We start from the raw sequence: 17,287 nt of genomic DNA, 5'->3' as shown, positions 1-17,287 counted from the left end.
CCGGGATCAGGCGGAGAGGAGTTCCGGCCGTGCCAGGTGGACGGGCCGGGCGAGGGCCTCGTCGTAGCGGTGCAGCACCAGCCGGGCCAGGGCCGGGTGGTCGCCCAGCGGGGCGGCGGCGGGGCCGGGCGCCGCCGCGGCGGTCTGGCCGGCGAATCGGCCGGGAGCGGCGAAGTACGAGGCCACGGCGATCCGGTGGTGGCCGCGGGCGGCGACGGCCCGGACCGCCTCGGGGGCGCTCGGCGCGGCGGCGGAGGCGTAGGCGGGGGTCACCGGGACGCCGCCGAGGCGCTCGGAGAGCAGGGCGGCGGTGCGGCGGGTGTCGGCCGCGGAGTCGGGGTCGCGGGAACCGGCGGCGGCCAGCACGACGGCCGAGCCGGGAGCCGGGGTCCAGCCGGTCTCCAGCAGCCGCTCGTACAGGGCCTCGACGAGCAGCGGGTGCGGGCCCAGCGGGGCGGCGACGCGGGTGAGCAGGTGGCCGGCCCGGGCCGCGGCCGCGGGGAGGTCACGCTTGACGTGGTACCCGCGACCGAACAGCAGCGGGACGAGCACGGCCGAGCCGGACAGCTCGCCCAGGGTGTCGTCGAGCAGCGGCGCGGTCAGCTCGATGTGGCCGAGCCGGACGTCGAGCCGGGGACGGAGTTCGCGGACGCGTTCGAGGAGGGCGCGTGCGGTGTGCAGGGCGCGCGGGTCACGGCTGCCGTGGGCCACGGCGACGAGGGTGGGCTGCATGGGCGGACTCCGGGTCGGCGCAGGCCGCTGAGCTGGGTGCCCAGCTGGCGGGTGATGCGGCCGAGCAGCTCGGCCGTGCTGTCGAAGGGAAGAGCGGGAAACTCGGGAGGGTGCACCGGCTCCGTCATGAATCGATCCTCCGCGCCGGAGGTTGCCGGTGCGTTGCGCGGGGATGACGGGTCTTTGCCGGGTGCTCACAGAGGGGTCGGCGCGGCTGTTCGGGGCGGGCGCGGCCGGCGGCCCGTCCGCCGTGGATCGGGGGCCGGGTGAACCGCAAGGCCCCGAGGAGCGTCCTGACCTGCGGACGAGCAGTCGAGAGACCTGGGGATGGATGATGCGCCGACCACGCCTGCCACGCCGACCACGCCTGCCGCGCCTGCCGCGCCTGCCGCGCCTGCCGAGAGTCGAGTGGAGCCGGGCGGTGGTGGCGCTGCGCAGCGTGCGGAACCGGCGGCGGGCGGTGCAGACCGTCATGGCGGGCTGCGTGCTGGCGCTGCTGCCCTCGGCGTGGATGCACGCGGTGGCCGCCGACCGGCTGCGGACCACGGCCGACGCGCCCGTCGCCGAGGTGGCCGTGGTGTTCGGCGCGGGCCTGTTGGGGAGCCGGCCGACCCCGTACCTCGCCGACCGGCTCGACGCCGCCGCCGAGCTGTACCGCACCGGCAAGGTCAAGGTCGTGCTGGTCACCGGGGACAACAGCCGCACCGAGTACGACGAACCCGACGCGATGCGGAAGTACCTGACCGCGCACGGGGTGCCGGACCGAAAGATCGTCAGTGACTACGCGGGCTTCGACACCTGGGACTCCTGCGTGCGGGCCAAGGAGATCTTCGGCGTGGAGCGGGCCGTGCTGGTCACCCAGGGCTTCCACATCCGCCGGGCCGTCGCCCTGTGCCAGGCGGCGGGCCTGGACTCGTACGGCGTCGGGGTGGCCGACGTGCACGACGCCACCTGGTACTACGGCGAGACCCGCGAGGTCTTCGCGGCGGGCAAGGCGGCGCTGGACGCGGCCTTCAAGCCGGCCCCGCACTTCCTGGGACCGAAGGAGGAGGGGGTGTCGCGGGCCCTGGAGGCTCTGGCAGACTGACGCCGCGCCGGTTATGCCGATTAGTCATATGCCGGTTCGTCCGTACAAGAGCGTCAGGGGTGTGGAACCGTGGCTGTTGTGGATCTGAGCGGCAAGGTCGTCGTCATCACCGGTGGAGCCCGCGGCCTCGGCGCCGCGGCCGCACAGGCCGTCGTCGACGGCGGCGGCCGGGTGCTGATCACCGACGTCCTGGAGGCGGAAGGCGCCGAGACGGCCGCGAAGCTCGGCGGCGCGGCGCGCTTCGTCCGGCACGACGTGACGAGCGAGGCCGACTGGCGGGCGGCCCTGGAGTACGCGGTCGCCGAGTTCGGCCGCATCGACGGCCTGGTGAACAACGCGGGCATATCCACCGGCCAGTTCCTGGAGCACGAGAGCGTCGAGCACTTCCGCCAGGTCATCGAGATCAACCTGGTCGGCGTGTTCATCGGCATCAAGACCGCGATCCCGCTGCTGCGCGCGCACGGCGGCGGGTCCATCGTCAACATCTCCTCCGCCGCCGGTCTGACCGGCCTCGCGCTCACCGCCGGATACGGAGCCTCCAAGTGGGGCGTGCGCGGCCTGTCGAAGATCGGCGCGGTGGAGCTCGCCGAGGCCGGGATCCGCGTCAACTCCGTCCACCCGGGCATGACCCTGACCCCGATGACCGCCCCGATCGGCATCCAGGCGGGCGAAGGCAACTACCCCGGCGCCCCGCTCGGCCGCGTCGGCGTCCCCGAGGAGATCGCCGCGGCGATCGCCTTCCTGCTCTCCGACGCCGCCGGCTACATGACGGGCGCCGAACTCGCCGTCGACGGCGGCTGGACCGCGGGCCCCACGGTGAAGTACCTGACGGGGCAGTGACCCGCCCCCGCGCCCTCCGGCGGGACGGCCGCATATGCGTGTGCCGCCGGAGGGTCCCCGGGCCACCGTCCGCCGCCGCGCCGGGCCTCACCGCAGCCGTCCGGCCGCGCTGAGGCGCAGCACCCGGACTTGTAACGCGCGGCGGCGGCCGGTGTAACACCGCCGACCCACGCTGGACCGTATGCACACCTCCGACTCCGCCATCGACACGCACTGCCCGTACTGCGCCCTGCAGTGCGGCATGAGGCTCCGCCCCGAGCCGGGCGGTGCCACCGTGGCGGTGGAGGAACGGACCGACTTCCCCGTCAACCGGGGCGCGCTGTGCGGCAAGGGCCGCACCGCCCCCGCCGTGCTCTCCTCCCGGGTGCGCCTGACCCAGCCGCTCGTCCGCACCCACGCCGGGCAGCTGGAGCCGGCCACCTGGGAGGAGGCTCTCGACGCCGTCGCCGAGGGCCTCGCCCGTACCGGCCGCACCCACGGCCCGGACGCCGTCGGGGTCTTCGGCGGCGGCGGGCTCACCAACGAGAAGGCCTACGCGCTCGGCAAGTTCGCCCGCGTCGCCCTGCGCACCTCGCAGATCGACTACAACGGCCGCTTCTGCATGTCCTCGGCCGCCGCCGCCCACCAGCGAGCCTTCGGCCTCGACCGCGGGCTGCCCTTCCCCCTGGCGGACATCCCGCGCACCGGCTGCGTGATCCTCGTCGGCTCGAACCTGGCCGAGACCATGCCGCCCGCCCTGCGCTACCTCACCGAACTCAAGGCGGGCGGCGGCACCCTGATCGTCATCGACCCGCGCCGCACCCGCACCGCCGAACAGGCCGACCTGCACCTCGCCCCGCGCCCCGGCACCGACCTCGCCCTCGCGCTCGGCCTGCTGCACCTGATCGTCGCGGAAGGCCGGGTCGACGAGGAGTTCATCGCCGCCCGCACCACCGGCTGGGAGGAGACCAGGGCCGCCGCCATGGCCCACTGGCCGGAACTGGTCGAGCGCATCACCGGGATACCGGTCCCCAGGCTCCGCGAGGCCGTGGCCCTGTTCTGCGCCCCGGAATCCGCCATGGTCCTCACCGCCCGCGGCCCCGAGCAGCAGTCCAAGGGCACCGACACCGTCGGCGCCTGGATCAACCTGTGCCTGGCCACCGGCCGGGCCGGCCGCCCGCTGTCCGGCTACGGCTGCCTCACCGGGCAGGGCAACGGCCAGGGCGGCCGCGAGCACGGCCAGAAGGCCGACCAGCTCCCCGGCTACCGCAAGCTCACCGACCCGGCGGCCCGCGCCCACGTCGCCGAGGTCTGGGGCGTCGACCCCGACAGCCTCCCCGGCCCGGGCCGCAGCGCCTACGAACTCCTCGACGCCCTCGGCACGGACGTGAAGGCCCTGCTCCTGATGGGCTCGAACCCGGTGGTGTCCGCCCCCCGCGCCGCGCACATCGAGGACCGCATCCGCTCCTTGGACTTCCTCGCCGTGGCCGACGTCGTCCTCTCCGAGACCGCCGCCCTCGCGGACGTGGTCCTCCCCGTCACCCAGTGGGCGGAGGAGACCGGCACCACGACCAACCTGGAGGGCCGCGTCCTGCTCCGCCGTCGGGCGATCACCCCGCCGCCGGGGGTCCGCAGCGACCTGGACGTGCTGCACGGACTCGCCGCCCGCCTCGGCGTCGAGAAGGGCTTCCCCACCGAGCCGGAGGAGGTCTTCGAGGAACTGCGCCGGGCCTCGGCCGGCGGCCCCGCGGACTACTCGGGCATCACCTACGCCCGCATCGAGGCCGAACAGGGCGTCTTCTGGCCCTGCCCCCAAGGCCCCGAAGGTCCCGAGGGCCCCGGCGGATCCGAGGGCTCCCCGGGCACCGAGCGCCTCTTCCTGGACCGCTTCGCCACCGACGACGGCCGGGCCCGCTTCGTCCCCGTCTCCCACCGCGACGCCGCCGAGGTCCCCGACGCGGACTACCCGCTGCTGCTCACCACCGGCCGGGTGGTCGCCCAGTACCAGTCCGGGGCCCAGACCCGCCGGGTGGACGAGCTCAACGCGGCCGCCCCCGGCCCCTTCGTCGAACTCCACCCGCGCCTCGCCGCCCGGATCGGCGCGGTCGAGGGCAGCCCGCTCGCCGTGACCTCCCGCCGCGGCCGAGCCGTCGCCCCGGCCCGCATCACCGACACCATCCGGGCGGACACGGTCTTCATGCCCTTCCACTGGCCGGGCGAGGGCCGCGCCAACACCCTGACCAACCCGGCCCTGGACCCCACGTCCCGGATGCCGGAGTTCAAGGTCTGCGCGGTCCGCGTCGAGCCCGCCTGATCAGGCGCCGTCCGCGAAGGTCGGCGCCAGCGCCGCCGGCAGCCGCTCCTCGTAGCGGCGTCCGCCGATGTCGAGGCCGGGGTACTCCAGGGCGAAGGTCGCCCAGTCGGTTCCGGTGAAGTCCTCGAACACGTCCAGGGTCGGCGGTATCTGCCTTCCGCCCCCGCCCTCCCACTCCCCGGACAGCCGGAACACCTCCTCCAGCAGCGGATACGGCAGTACACGGTCCTCCGCCAGCAGGACCGCGTCGTACAGGTCCTTGCCCTGCGGGTGCATGTCGCCGGCCAGCCACATCAGCTTCCAGGCCAAGGACAGCGTCCCGACCGGGCGACGCCCCGCGCCACGACGTCGAGCGCGGTGCGGCGGGCGGCCCGCCAGGCGGGGCGCAGCGTGTCGTCCACGGCGGCGTCCGTGATCCGGTAGCCGTCCGTGAAGTGCTTGAGCGCCGGGTCGAAGACCCGGGCCTCGGGGCCCGTCGCGTCCAGTCCGGCCGTGGAGGTGCGCGGCAGGTCGATCCGCCGCCGCCGCTCCTCCCCGGCGGCGTCCCGCGCGTTCGTCCCGCTCACGCCGTCGCCTCCTGCTCGATCCAGCCGTCGTCCACCGACAGGTCACTGTCGGAGAGCACGAACTCCCTCTCCCCCGTGCCCATTTCGTACCCGGCCGAGTCGAGCTCCCGGATCAGCGCGTCGAAGGCGTCACCCGCACCGGCCGCCCCCGCGGCGCCGCGCCACCGCTGCGTCACGAACCGCACCTCCCAGTCCCCGCCCCCGACCCGGCGCGCGTTCCACGACAGGTGCGCCCCGTGCGGGACCACCAGGGCCTCCAGCGCCGGGCGGTCGAAGTCCACGGGCAGCAGCACCGGGATGTGGTGCTCGAAGTAGCCGCCGCCCGGGCCGGGGGAGTCCGTGGTCCAGGGGACCGTCTCCACCTTGACCCGGACCGGGTCGAAGCCGTCCGCCCGCAGCTGCGGCACCAGCCGCTCGTGACTCGTGCGGTCCGGCACGGTCAGCATCGGCTGCGACACCATCCGCCCCCGCGCCAGCTCGATGTGGGTCACCTTCAACTCCCGCGCGGCGGCCCAGGCGTCGAGCCGCGCCAGCTCGGCCGCGTCCGCGCAGCGCACCGTCACGTGGGTCTCGTACTCATGCATGGAGTCGATCATCTCGGACATGCGTCCGATCCGCATCGGGGTTCCCGCCGGGGGGTAACCATGCGGTCACGCACCGGACTCAGAAAGTGCTCGCACGCCCCTCGTGGCCGCGATGTGTCGTACCCCACACTGAGGTGCGGTGCCCCCGTCCTCGGAGCCCTGGAGGTCGCCCCCGTGCAGACCCGGACCCTGACCGTGAACGTGAGCGAGTCCTCGGAGGCCAAGGCCGTGGACGAAGAGCCCGAGGTACTGGAGCTGATCGAGCCGGTGCCCGTGCAGCGCAGGCGCAGCAGCGGCGACAGCGGAGGCGGAGCGGGCCCGTCCGCCGATCTGTTCCGGCAGTACCTCCGCGAGATAGGCAGGATCCCGCTGCTCACCGCCGCCGAGGAGGTGGACCTCGCGCGACGCGTCGAAGCCGGCCTGTTCGCCGAGGAGAAGCTCGGCAACACCCCCGACCTCGACTCCCAGCTCGCCCTCGACCTCGACAAGCTCGTCGTCATGGGGCGGATGGCCAAGCGCCGGCTCATCGAGTCGAACCTGCGGCTCGTCGTCTCCGTCGCCAAGCGGTACGTGGGTCGCGGGCTCACCATGCTCGACCTCGTGCAGGAGGGGAACCTCGGGCTTATCCGGGCCGTGGAGAAGTTCGACTACGCCCGCGGCTACAAGTTCTCCACCTACGCCACCTGGTGGATCCGGCAGGCGATGTCCCGAGCCCTCGCCGACCAGGCCCGGACCATCCGCGTGCCCGTCCACGTCGTCGAACTGATCAACCGGGTCGTCCGCGTGCAGCGCCGGATGCTCCAGGAGCGCGGGTACGAGCCGACGGCCGAAGAGGTGGCCGTCCACCTGGAGTTGACCCCGGAGCGGGTCCTGGAGGTGCTCCGCCTCGCCCAGGAGCCGGTCTCCCTGCACGCCCCGGTGGGCGAGGAGGACGACGTCGCGCTCGGCGACCTCATCGAGGACGGGGACGCCGCCTCGCCCGTGGAGTCGGCCGCCTTCTTCCTGCTGCGCGAGCACCTGGAGGCCGTCCTCTCCACCCTCGGCGAGCGCGAGCGCAAGGTCGTGCAGCTGCGGTACGGCCTCGCGGACGGGCGGCCCCGCACCCTGGAGGAGATCGGACGGATCTTCGGCGTGACGCGTGAGCGGATCCGCCAGATCGAGTCCAAGACCCTCAACAAACTGCGCGACCACGCTTTCGCGGACCAGCTCCGCGGGTACCTGGACTGACGGACCACCGGAAAAGGGGGCGCCCCGCCAGGCGCCCCCGCCCCGACGGCCACCGGTGCGCGGGCTTCTAGGCGTCGGTCAGCGGCCTGCTCATCCAGACGTCGTCGACGTACGCCCCGTCCAGCAGGAACTCCTCGGGCAGGACGCCGACCACTTCGAAGCCGCAGCGACGGTAGAGCTGCCGCGCCGGGTGGTTGTGGCCGAGCACGCGCAAGGTCATCCGGCGGGCACCGTCGGCCCGGGCGGCGGCGCAGACGGCCTCGACGAGGGCCACCGCGACCCCGCTGCCGCGGGCGGACTCACGGACGGCCAGTCCCTGGATGTGCCGGACGTGCCGATTGGATTCGAGGGGACTGGCCGGGGCCTGGGCGATGTACCCGACGATCCGCCGGTCGCGTTCCGCGACGAGGAACCTCTCCACGGGATGCCGCTCGTCGAAGAGGACCGCGTCCGCCGGGCGCTCGGGGCCGGGTTCGCTCACGCGCGACCACACCGACCGCAGCACCTCCACGATCTCGCGTTCGTCCTCCGCCCGCGCGGGGCGTATCACCACGTCCGATGCCATGCCGTCATGCTAACGACGGCGCAGGGGCACCCGCGTACGTGTCCCGTACCCGAGTGCCCCCGCGCCGTGCGACGTCCGAAGGAAGGGACGCCCTAGTCGACCTCGGCCACCGCCTGCGCGAACTGCGCCGCGTACAGTCGGGCGTACGCGCCGCCCGAGGCCAACAGCTCCTCGTGCGTGCCCTGTTCCACGATCGATCCGCTCTCCATCACCAGGATCACGTCCGCGTCGCGGATCGTGGACAGCCGGTGCGCGATCACGAAGGACGTACGGCCGCGCGCGAGACGGGCCATCGCCTTCTGGATCAGCACCTCGGTACGGGTGTCCACCGAGCTCGTCGCCTCGTCGAGCACCAGGATCACCGGCTCCGACAGGAACGCCCGGGCGATGGTGATCAGCTGCTTCTCGCCCGCGCTGACGCCCGCACCCTCGTCGTCCAGCACGGTGTCGTACCCGTCCGGCAGGGTGCGGATGAACCGGTCCGCGTGGGCGGCCCGCGCCGCCTCCTCGACCTCGGCGCGCGTGACCTCGCGCGAGGCACCGTAGGCGATGTTCTCCGCGATGGTGCCGCCGAACAGCCAGGTGTCCTGGAGCACCATGCCGATGCCGGCGCGTAGTTCCTCACGGGTCATCTTCGCGATGTCCACCCCGTCGAGGGCGATCTCCCCGCCCGTGACCTCGTAGAACCGCATCAGCAGATTGACCAGCGTGGTCTTGCCCGCGCCCGTCGGGCCGACGATCGCGACCGTGTGACCCGGCTCGACCGTGAGCGAGAGGTTCTCGATCAGCGGCTTGTCGGGCTCGTATCGGAAGGCCACCTTGTCGAAGGTGACCTGACCGCGCCGCTCCTCCGGACGCTCCGGAACCACGGCGTCCGGCTCCTGCTCCGGCGCGTCCAGCAGCTCGTACACCCGCTCCGCCGAGGCGACACCGGACTGCACGAGGTTCGCCATCGAGGCGACCTGCGTCAGCGGCATCGAGAACTGCCGCGAGTACTGGATGAAGGCCTGCACGTCACCGATCGACAGGGTGCCGGAGGCGACCCGGAGCCCGCCGACGACGGCTATCAGCACGTAGTTGATGTTCGAGATGAAGAACATCACCGGCTGCATGATGCCGCTGACCAGCTGCGCCTTGAAGGAGGCCCGGTACAGCGCCTCGTTCTGCTCGGCGAAGACGGCCGCGGACTCCCGCTGCCGGCCGAAGACCTTGACCAAGCCGTGGCCCGAGTACATCTCCTCGATGTGGGCGTTGAGCGCGCCGGTCGCCTTCCACTGCGCCACGAACTGCGGCTGCGACTTCTTGCCGATCTTCGCGGCGACGAAGACCGACAGCGGTACGGTCACCAGCGCGACCAGCGCCAGCAGCGGCGAGATCCAGAACATCATCACGAGCACGCCGACGATGGTCAGCAGCGAGTTCAGCAGCTGCCCCATCGTCTGCTGCAGCGTCTGGCCGATGTTGTCGATGTCGTTCGTGGCCCGGCTGAGGACCTCGCCACGCTTCTGCTGGTCGAAGTACGACAGCGGCAGCCGCGACAGCTTCGCCTGGAGCTCCTCGCGCATCCGGTAGACGGTGCCGTTCATGACGTGGTTCGACAGCCTCGTCGCGACCAGCATCAGCAGGCCGGCCAAGGTGAAGACCACCAGCGCCCAGATCGCCACGACCCCGACGGCGCCGAAGTCGATGCCCTGCCCCGGGGTGAAGTCGGTACCGGCGAGCATGTCCGCCATACCGTCCTGGCCCCGGGCGCGCAGGCCGTCCAGCGCCTGCTGCTTGGTGGTCCCGGCCGGCATCTCACGGCCGACGATCCCCGCGAACACCAGGTCGGTGGCCTCGCCGAGGATCTTCGGGCCGACCACCGCGCAGCCGACACTGCCGACGACGGCCGCGACCATGCCCCAGATCTTGGCCCGGTCGTGCGCGAGCTGCCGCAGCAGCCGCTTGCCCGAGCCCTTGAAGTCCATGGACCGCTGGGCCGGCCCCATCATCATCCGTCCTCCGGGCCCGCTCATGCGGCCTCCGCCTCCGTCAGCTGGGAGAGCACGATCTCCCGGTAGGTCTCGTTGTCGGCCATCAGCTCGTGATGGCGTCCCTCACCCACGATCTGGCCCTCGTCCAGGACGATGATCCGGTCCGCGTCCCGGATCGTGGAGACCCGCTGGGCGACGATGACCACGGTCGCGTCCTCCGTCTCGCGGGCGAGCGCCGCGCGCAGCGCCGCGTCCGTCGCGTAGTCCAGGGCCGAGAAGGAGTCGTCGAAGAGGTAGATCTCCGGGCGCTGCACGAGCGTGCGGGCGATGGCCAGACGCTGGCGCTGGCCGCCGGAGACATTGGTGCCGCCCTGGCTGACCGGGGCGTCCAGGCCACCCTCCAGCGCGGAGACGAATTCCCTGGCCTGGGCCACCTCCAGCGCCTGCCAGAGCTCCTCGTCGCTCGCGTCCGGTCGCCCGTAGCGCAGGTTGGAGGCGATGGTCCCGGAGAACAGGTACGGCTTCTGCGGCACCATGCCGACCGTCCTGGCCAGCAGGTCCGGGTCGAGTACGCGGACGTCCTCCCCGTCGACGAGGACCTCGCCGCCGGTCGCGTCGAAGAGCCGCGGGACCAGGCCCAGCAGCGTGGACTTGCCGCTTCCGGTGGAGCCGATCACCGCCGTGGTCTCGCCGGGGCGGGCCACCAGGTCCACCCCGCGCAGCACCGGGGCCTCGGCACCCGGGTAGCGGAAGTCGGCGCCGCGCAGCTCCAGGCGGCCACGGCGGGCGAGTTCGCGCACCGGGTCCTTGGGCGGGACCACGCTGGACTCGGTGTCCAGGACCTCCTGGATGCGCTCGCCGCAGACCTCGGCGCGCGGCACCATCATGAACATGAAGGTGGCCATCATCACGGCCATGACGATCTGCATCAGGTAGGCGAGGAAGGCCGTCAGCTGGCCGATCTCCATGCCGCCGCTGTCGACGCGCATCGCGCCGAACCAGATGACGGCGACGCTGGAGATGTTCACGACCACGATCACCGTCGGGAACATGAGGGCCAGCAGCTTGCCCGCGGCCAGCGAGACCCCGGTCAGGTCGGCGTTGGCCTCCCGGAAGCGGTCCTTCTCGTAGTCGTCGCGGACGAAGGCACGGATCACCCGGTTGCCGGTGATCTGCTCGCGCAGGACCCGGTTCACGGTGTCCAGGCGCACCTGCATCCGGCGGAACAGCGGCCGTGTGCGGAAGACGATCGCGCCGACGGCGATCCCGAGCACCGGGACCACGGCGAGCAGGACCCCCGACAGCTTCACGTCGAGCGAGAGCGCCATGGCGATACCGCCGACGCACATGATCGGGGCCGAGACCATCAGTGTGAAGGTCATCAGCACCAGCATCTGGACCTGCTGGACGTCGTTCGTCGTACGGGTGATCAGCGACGGGGCGCCGAACTGGCCCAGCTCCCGCGCCGAGAAGCTCTGCACGCGGTCGAAGATCGCGGCGCGCAGGTCCCGGCCGAAGGCCGCGGCCGTACGGGCGCCGTAGTAGACGGCGCCGACGTTGCAGACGAGCTGGACGAGGGAGACGCCGAGCATCAGCGCGCCGAAGCGCAGGATGTAGCCGGTGTCGCCGTTGACGACACCGTTGTCGATGATGTCGGCGTTGAGTGTGGGCAGGTAGAGGCTGGCGCTGGTCTGCAGCAGTTGCAGCAGGACCAGCACCGCGATGGGTTTCCGATACGGAACCAGATGGGTCCGCAGAAGTCGTATGAGCACGCGTAGGCTCCGGTCGGCGCGATCGAGGGGTCAACCCATCTTGGGCCAACCGGACCTGTGATCCCCACCGGATTTCGCAAAGGCCGGTCAAAAGGACCAGCCCGCCCCGACCATCGCCCTAGGGATGAACGTCCGGGTACGGAAGCCTAGGAACGGGCCCCCTGGAACGCCCCGGGGTGGATCTGCTCGCGCGTGGCGATGTACTGCTGACGCACCCCCTGCCACGCCGCGAATTCCTCGCCCGGCTCGAAGACCTGCGCCGACGGGGCCGGCCAGACCGGCGGGGTGTGCGGGGCCAGCGTGCCCTGCGCCACACCGAGCGCCCAGGCGGCCTGGCGCGCCGCGCCCAGCGCCGCGTAGTCGGCCGGCGCCGGTACGACGACCTGCGTGCCGAACAGCCCGGGGGCCGCGGCCTGCACGGCGGGCAGCTCGGCCGCCGCGCCCAGCAGGAACACCCGGCGGATCTCGACCCCGCGCGAGCGCAGCACGTCCAGCGCGTCCACCAGCCCGCACAGCATGCCCTCGAAGGCGGCCCGGGCCAGGTGCTCCGGCTTCATCGAGTCCCGGCGCAGCCCGGACAGGGTTCCGGCGGCGTGCGGCAGGTTCGGGGTCCGCTCACCCTCCAGGTACGGCAGGAGTACGAGGCCGTGCGCGCCCGGCGTCGACTTCAGCGCGAGCTCGGACAGCCCCTCCAGATCGGTGCCGAGCAGTTCGGCGGTGCCGCGCAGGGCCCGTACGGCGTTGGAGGTGTTCACGACGGGCAGGTGCATGCCGCCGGCGTCGGCCAGCGAGGTGACCAGCCCGCCCGGCTCCGACACCGCCTCGTGGTGCACCGCCATCACCGAACCGGAGGCGCCGAGCGAGACCACCGCGTCGCCGGGGCCCAGCCCCAGCCCGAGCGCGGCGGCCATCGTCTCGCCGGTGCCGGCCGATATCAGGAGTCCCTCGGGCGTGGTCCCGGCGGCGTCGGCCGGGCCGAGCACCTCGGGCAGCAGCGCCCGGTGCCCCAGCGCCAGCTCGACCAGGTCGGGGCGCCAGGTTCCGGTGGCGGCCGACCAGTACCCGGTGCCGGAGGCGCCGCCGCGGTCGGTGGTCCGCCGGGCGGGGCGGCCCAGCAGCTGCCAGACGAGCCAGTCGTGCGGGGACATCAGCACGGCGATCCGGCGGGCGGCCTCGGGTTCGTTGCGGGCCAGCCAGGCCAGCTTCGTGACCGGCTGGGCGGCGTGCGGGACCGAGCCCACCGCCTCGACCCAGCGGTGCCGGCCGCCGAAGGCGTCGATGAGGTCGGCGGCGGCGACCTGGCCGCGCTTGTCGTTGCCGACGAGGGCGGGGCGGACCAGGGCGCCCTGCGGGTCCAGCGGCAGCAGGCCGTGCTGCTGGGCGGAGACCCCTATGGCCTGGACCCCTTCGAGGAGTCCGCCGCCGGCGGCCTCGCCGAGCGAGAGCAGCCAGGCCTGCGGGTCGGTCTCGTGCGGATTCGCGCCGTCCGGTTCACCCGTGGGCTGTGGATGGGGTGCGTACCCCTGGCGCAGCACGGCGCCGGTCTCGGTGTCACAGACGACGATGCGTGTGAACGCGGAAGAGCTGTCCAGCCCGGCGACTATCCCCATGCGGTGAATTCTGCCGCACGCGAGGCCGGACGCGACCGGTCCGGAGCCCCCGGAACCTCATGGATCCCGTGGGCCCCAGGCGTGTACTGCCGATCAGGTGTTGCTCGTGCCCCAGTCGTCCTCGCCCGCACCGCCGCCGACCCGGTCGCGCAGGCCCCGTACCCGCCCGGCGAGCGAGTCCGGGACGGCGTCGCCGACCTTCTGGCTCACCGCGGTGAAGGCCTTCCCGGCGAACTCGCGCCCGGTCTGCCCCGCGGTCTCGGCGGCGTTGCGCACCGCCGGGTTCTGCGCGAGCTGCCGGGCGGACTTCCGCAGCTGCTCGTAGCGCTCGCGTCCGGCCCGGGTTCCGAGCACGTACCCGAGGGCCAGTCCGACCACGAACGTGACCTTGTACCGCATGCCTGTCACCCTTCGTCGTGTGGTGCCCGACCCGCTGTCGATACCGATTGGCGGAGCACCCCCCTGCTTGCGCTAATCTATGACTCGCAACGGGCACTCGCCCCCCGGCAACGCCGGAGGTGGGCTGTTCGATGCACCGCAGCAATCCCCTGTAGCTCAATTGGCAGAGCAGCCGGCTGTTAACCGGCAGGTTACTGGTTCGAGTCCAGTCGGGGGAGCGCGGTCCCCTGTAGCTCAATTGGCAGAGCATTCGGCTGTTAACCGGAGGGTTGCTGGTTCGAGTCCAGCCGGGGGAGCAAGGAAGAAGAAGAGGGCCCCGAGGGGTCCTCTTCTTTTCTTTTGTGGCCCCGTCCGGGAACCGGACAGCGCTCAGCGCGGTCTCTCTGGACAGGCGAAGCCGATCATGCGAGGCATCCGAGGCAGGAGATCGTATGAGCGGCTATGCTGCGGCAGACGGCGCGCACACGTGTACGCGCCACGCCGTGAAGGGGCGGTAGCTCAGCCGGTTAGAGCAGCGGACTCATAATCCGTCGGCCGTGGGTTCGAGTCCCACCCGCCCCACCGCACCCCAGGTCAGAAGAAACGTTCTGACCTGGGGCCTTTTCATGCCCGCCGCGCGGCCGCACCGGGCGTTCGGCCCCAACTCCGGCCGAGATCCCCCTCAGGGGACGCCCAGGGGATGCCCAGAGGCGCGAAGCGACCGTGCCGCCCGATTCACGCGACGTCACCTCGATGGCTGTCCGCCGCGAACGTGGGCCGCAGGCGAGGAGGCGGGGATCCGGCCCGTTCCCGCCTGCGGCTTCTCTTCTGCCTACCCGGAGGTCCACCGGGCCTAGAAGTCCTCCGTCTCGTCCGTGAGGTGGCGCAGTACGTCCGTCAGGTCCTGCCGGCGGGCGAACGCCACCCGCTGGCGGTGGGCGCCCGAGCCGTCGCGCAGGAGGCTCGCCATGGTCTTGGCGGCGTGGTCGAGGTCGCCGGCGGCGGCCAGTTCCGGGGCGACCAGGTCCAGCAGGGCCTCCGCGAGGTCCGCCGCCGGGAGTTCCGTCCCCGAGTACGGGTCGAGGCCGAAGCCCTCCAGGCCGTCATGGGCCGCCCGCCAGCGCGCCAGGCGCAGGACGTCGTCCCGTACGGCCGGTTCGGGGCGCCGCTCCGCCATCTCGCGCAGCGCCGTGGAGACCAGCGCGCGGGCCAGTTCGGCCTGCAGGATCGCCGAGTCGATGTCCGGGGACATGTCCGGCGCCCGGATCTCGAGCGTCGGCCAGTGCCCGGAGGGGCGGAGGTCCCAGTAGACCATCTTGGTGTCCAGGGCCGCCCCGGAGCCGAGCAGGGTCTGCACCGAGCGCCGGAAGTGCGCCGTGGACGTGAAGTGCGGCGGCAGACCCGCCGAGGGCCAGCCGGACCAGGCCATCGCCCGCCAGCTGGCATGGCCGGTGTCACGGCCGCCCCAGAACGGCGAGTTGGCGGCCAGCGCGATCAGCGTGGGCAGCCAGGGTCTGATCCGGTTGGACACGGCCACCGCCGTGTCCACGTCGAGCGTGCCGATGTGGATGTGGCGGCCGCAGCTGACGAGGGTGTCGGTGAGCGCGCCGAAGCGGCGGTGCTGCTCGCGCTGGCGCGGCTCGTCGTCGGTCAGGTGCAGCGGCCCTTCCACGGCGATGACCGGCGAGGGGGCGGCCAGCAGTCGGCAGCCGTGGGCGCGGGCGGCCCGGCCGACGGTGCGCCGCAGGGCGGCGAGCTCGGCGCGCAGCGAGGCCGCCGAGTGGGCTATCGGGGTGGATATCTCCACCTGGTAGCGGGTGCCCTCCGGGTGGAGTTCGCCGGGCAGTCCGTCGGCCGTCGCCAGGACCAGCGGGGCGGCGGGGACCACCCGGAAGCTGCGGGCGTCGACGAGCAGGAACTCCTCCTCCACGCCGACGGTGAGGGGGACGGTGGTGCGCACCGTGTTCTGCGTCGTGCCGGTGCTCGTGGTGCTGTTGCCAGGTTCGATCACTACGCCTCCCTGGACATACGAGTCTTTTCATCATGAGCCGAACACGAGGGGAGGAGCGCACGACGATTCGGTCAAATGTCCGGTGATAGTGGCGAGTTACCGGTAATACGCCACCCGGTTCGGGAGGCCGGAGCCGGGTGTGGCGACTGTTGCCGGTGTGTGAAGGGGCCAAAAATCCCGGAGTGCGGCGGACGGTCGGTGGTTATCATCCGACGTGCCCCGGACGACCGCCCCACCCCAGCTCTGGCAGCGAATATTCGCCGACCTCACCCCGCTCAGCGCGTCCGCCGACTACCGGCGGCTGTGGTTCGGCGGAACCATCTCCTGGGTCGGTCAGGCGATGACCGTCCTCGCGATCTCGCTCCAGGTCTACGACATCACCGGGTCCAGCTTCTCGGTCGGACTCGTCGGGCTCTTCTCGCTGGTTCCGCTCGTCGTCTTCGGCCTCTACGGCGGAGCGATCGCCGACACCGTGGACCGGCGCAAGCTCGGTCTCTACAGCTCGATGGCGGCCGCCGCGTTGTCGGTCGTGCTCGCCGCCGCCGCGCTGCTCGACTACCACCGTGTCTGGTTCCTGTACGCCGTCGTCGCACTCCAGGCGGTCTGCGGGGCTCTGACCGGCCCGGCCCGGTCCGCCATGATCCCGAGGCTGCTCCCGGTCGAGCAGTTGCCCGCCGCCAATGCCCTGAACTCCGTGACCATGACCTTCGGGTCGATGGTCGGCCCGGCCTTCGGCGGGTTCATCGTCACCGTCGCGGGCTACGAGGCGGCCTACCTGATCGATGCCGTCACCTTCACCGCCGCGCTCTACGCGATGTGGAAGCTGCCGTCGATGAAGCCCGACCGGGCCGAAGGCGCGCGGGGCCGGGCCTCCGTCCTCGACGGCCTGCGCTTCCTCGGCACCCGACCGAACATCCGGATGACCTTCTTCTCCGACCTGGCCGCCATGGTGCTCGCCCAGCCCCGGGCGCTGTTCCCGGCCATCGCCGGGCTCTGGTACGGCGGCGGTCCCGGCACGGTCGGTCTGCTGGTCGCCGCCATGGCCGCCGGGGCGCTGCTCGGCGGGCTGTTCTCCGGCTGGCAGGGCCGTATCCGCCGGCACGGGCTGGCGATCCTGCTCGCCGTCGCCGGCTGGGGGCTGGCCGTGGCGGTGTTCGGGATCACCCGGAACCTGTGGCTCGGCATGTTCTTCCTGGCCCTGGCCGGGTACGCGGACACCGCCTCGATGGTGTTCCGCACCACCATGCTCCAGGCCGCCACCCCCGACGACATGCGCGGCCGCCTGCAGGGCGTCTTCATCATCGTCGTCGCGGGCGGACCCCGGCTCGGTGACTTCCTCGCCGGGACCACCGCCGACCTGATCTCCCCGACCGTGGCCGTCACGGGCGGCGGGCTGGTCTGCGTCCTGGTGCTGGGTCTGCTCGCGCTCCGATGGCGGAACTTCGCCCGGTACGACGCCCGCTCCCCGGAGGCGTAGTGGCGTAGTCGCCGGTCCGGTCGGGGCGGCCGGGCGCGCCGGGGGCGGGCGCGCGCCGGGGCGTCTCCTCGGGCGCCGAACGTGGCGAGGGGTCGGAACGTCGGGCGGCAGTGCGTTCGGCGCCCTGCGGGGAGCGCCCCGGCATACACCCGCCCCCGACACGACAGGCGGC

The 17,287-nt window shown here is 72.5% G+C and carries 14 protein-coding genes, 3 tRNA genes and 1 pseudogene; 8 read left to right on the top strand and 10 right to left on the bottom strand.

What is annotated here, in order from left to right; genetic code table 11:
* Positions 1-6: 6 nt before the first annotated feature.
* Positions 7-860 (bottom strand): annotated as a pseudogene (locus OG624_RS14490) (sirohydrochlorin chelatase).
* Positions 861-1,066: 206 nt separating this feature from the next.
* Here OG624_RS14490 and OG624_RS14485 point away from each other — a divergent pair.
* The 3 genes from OG624_RS14485 (at position 1,067) to OG624_RS14475 (ending at position 4,952) form a co-directional block, all read left to right on the top strand.
* Complete coding sequence (locus OG624_RS14485; protein ID WP_371639481.1) at positions 1,067-1,819, top strand: SanA/YdcF family protein; 753 nt, start codon at positions 1,067-1,069, stop codon at positions 1,817-1,819.
* 69 nt (positions 1,820-1,888) lie between these two features.
* Positions 1,889-2,659: a glucose 1-dehydrogenase gene (locus OG624_RS14480; protein ID WP_371639480.1), complete on the top strand. Its 771-nt coding sequence runs from the start codon at positions 1,889-1,891 to the stop codon at positions 2,657-2,659.
* 181 nt (positions 2,660-2,840) lie between these two features.
* Positions 2,841-4,952, top strand: a complete 2,112-nt coding sequence (locus OG624_RS14475) for a molybdopterin oxidoreductase family protein (RefSeq protein WP_371587742.1) — start codon at positions 2,841-2,843, stop codon at positions 4,950-4,952.
* On the opposite strand, the gene OG624_RS14470 is transcribed toward OG624_RS14475, so the two are convergent.
* From OG624_RS14470 to OG624_RS14460, 3 genes are read right to left on the bottom strand one after another with little or no spacing between them, the layout of a single operon-like run.
* Entirely contained in the window at positions 4,953-5,261 is a 309-nt protein-coding gene (locus OG624_RS14470) for a hypothetical protein (RefSeq protein WP_326748042.1), read from the bottom strand.
* Positions 5,246-5,518 carry a hypothetical protein gene (locus OG624_RS14465; RefSeq protein ID WP_371639479.1) on the bottom strand — a complete coding sequence of 91 codons (273 nt, stop codon included), beginning with the start codon at positions 5,516-5,518 and terminating at the stop codon, positions 5,246-5,248. The genes OG624_RS14470 and OG624_RS14465 overlap by 16 nt, the downstream gene beginning before the upstream one ends.
* The gene (locus OG624_RS14460; protein WP_371639478.1) at positions 5,515-6,123 is read right to left on the bottom strand and encodes a hypothetical protein; all 609 of its coding nucleotides are present in this window, start codon (positions 6,121-6,123) and stop codon (positions 5,515-5,517) included. The genes OG624_RS14465 and OG624_RS14460 overlap by 4 nt, the downstream gene beginning before the upstream one ends.
* Positions 6,124-6,162: 39 nt before the next feature.
* Here OG624_RS14460 and OG624_RS14455 point away from each other — a divergent pair, with 39 nt between their 5' ends.
* Positions 6,163-7,329, top strand: coding sequence for an RNA polymerase sigma factor (locus OG624_RS14455; RefSeq protein ID WP_371587740.1), 1,167 nt, complete (start codon positions 6,163-6,165; stop codon positions 7,327-7,329).
* 67 nt (positions 7,330-7,396) lie between these two features.
* Here OG624_RS14455 and OG624_RS14450 read toward each other — a convergent pair whose 3' ends face one another.
* The 5 genes from OG624_RS14450 to OG624_RS14430 form a co-directional block, all read right to left on the bottom strand.
* Positions 7,397-7,894 carry a GNAT family N-acetyltransferase gene (locus OG624_RS14450; protein ID WP_033224675.1) on the bottom strand — a complete coding sequence of 166 codons (498 nt, stop codon included), beginning with the start codon at positions 7,892-7,894 and terminating at the stop codon, positions 7,397-7,399.
* A 92-nt stretch (positions 7,895-7,986) separates the two neighbouring features.
* Positions 7,987-9,909, bottom strand: coding sequence for an ABC transporter ATP-binding protein (locus OG624_RS14445; RefSeq protein ID WP_033224673.1), 1,923 nt, complete (start codon positions 9,907-9,909; stop codon positions 7,987-7,989).
* Positions 9,906-11,639: an ABC transporter ATP-binding protein gene (locus OG624_RS14440; RefSeq protein WP_371639477.1), complete on the bottom strand. Its 1,734-nt coding sequence runs from the start codon at positions 11,637-11,639 to the stop codon at positions 9,906-9,908. The genes OG624_RS14445 and OG624_RS14440 overlap by 4 nt, the downstream gene beginning before the upstream one ends.
* Positions 11,640-11,785: 146 nt before the next feature.
* Positions 11,786-13,249: an FGGY family carbohydrate kinase gene (locus OG624_RS14435; protein ID WP_033224669.1), complete on the bottom strand. Its 1,464-nt coding sequence runs from the start codon at positions 13,247-13,249 to the stop codon at positions 11,786-11,788.
* Between the two features lie 93 nt (positions 13,250-13,342).
* The gene (locus OG624_RS14430; protein WP_030715494.1) at positions 13,343-13,648 is read right to left on the bottom strand and encodes a hypothetical protein; all 306 of its coding nucleotides are present in this window, start codon (positions 13,646-13,648) and stop codon (positions 13,343-13,345) included.
* A gap of 145 nt (positions 13,649-13,793) precedes the next feature.
* On the opposite strand from OG624_RS14430, the gene OG624_RS14425 reads away from it, so the two are divergent.
* The 3 genes from OG624_RS14425 to OG624_RS14415 all read left to right on the top strand — a co-directional run bounded on the left by OG624_RS14425 (position 13,794) and on the right by OG624_RS14415 (position 14,209).
* Positions 13,794-13,866: transfer RNA gene (locus OG624_RS14425), tRNA-Asn, on the top strand.
* A gap of 5 nt (positions 13,867-13,871) precedes the next feature.
* Positions 13,872-13,944 (top strand) — tRNA-Asn (locus OG624_RS14420).
* 191 nt (positions 13,945-14,135) lie between these two features.
* Positions 14,136-14,209 (top strand) — tRNA-Ile (locus OG624_RS14415).
* 271 nt (positions 14,210-14,480) lie between these two features.
* On the opposite strand, the gene OG624_RS14410 is transcribed toward OG624_RS14415, so the two are convergent.
* The gene (locus OG624_RS14410; protein WP_051763691.1) at positions 14,481-15,638 is read right to left on the bottom strand and encodes a carboxylate-amine ligase; all 1,158 of its coding nucleotides are present in this window, start codon (positions 15,636-15,638) and stop codon (positions 14,481-14,483) included.
* Between the two features lie 214 nt (positions 15,639-15,852).
* On the opposite strand from OG624_RS14410, the gene OG624_RS14405 reads away from it, so the two are divergent.
* Positions 15,853-17,115 (top strand): MFS transporter, encoded by a 1,263-nt coding sequence (locus tag OG624_RS14405; RefSeq protein ID WP_266356661.1) that lies wholly within the window; start codon positions 15,853-15,855, stop codon positions 17,113-17,115.
* Positions 17,116-17,287 lie beyond the last annotated feature (172 nt).

Source organism: Streptomyces virginiae, assembly GCF_041432505.1.
GTDB classification, from domain to species: Bacteria; Actinomycetota; Actinomycetes; order Streptomycetales; family Streptomycetaceae; genus Streptomyces; species Streptomyces virginiae_A.
This window is presented reverse-complemented; position numbering and strand designations above follow the sequence as displayed.

What these genes read in the sequence shown, in the direction of transcription:
- OG624_RS14485 (WP_371639481.1), top strand. Translation starts at nt 1,067, where the DNA reads ATGCGCCGACCACGCCTGCCACGCCGACCACGCCTGCCGCGCCTGCCG.
- OG624_RS14475 (WP_371587742.1), top strand. Translation starts at nt 2,841, where the DNA reads ATGCACACCTCCGACTCCGCCATCGACACGCACTGCCCGTACTGCGCC.
- OG624_RS14460 (WP_371639478.1), bottom strand. Translation starts at nt 6,123, where the DNA reads ATGTCCGAGATGATCGACTCCATGCATGAGTACGAGACCCACGTGACG.
- OG624_RS14455 (WP_371587740.1), top strand. Translation starts at nt 6,163, where the DNA reads ATGCGGTCACGCACCGGACTCAGAAAGTGCTCGCACGCCCCTCGTGGC.
- OG624_RS14450 (WP_033224675.1), bottom strand. Translation starts at nt 7,894, where the DNA reads ATGGCATCGGACGTGGTGATACGCCCCGCGCGGGCGGAGGACGAACGC.
- OG624_RS14445 (WP_033224673.1), bottom strand. Translation starts at nt 9,909, where the DNA reads ATGAGCGGGCCCGGAGGACGGATGATGATGGGGCCGGCCCAGCGGTCC.
- OG624_RS14435 (WP_033224669.1), bottom strand. Translation starts at nt 13,249, where the DNA reads ATGGGGATAGTCGCCGGGCTGGACAGCTCTTCCGCGTTCACACGCATC.
- OG624_RS14430 (WP_030715494.1), bottom strand. Translation starts at nt 13,648, where the DNA reads ATGCGGTACAAGGTCACGTTCGTGGTCGGACTGGCCCTCGGGTACGTG.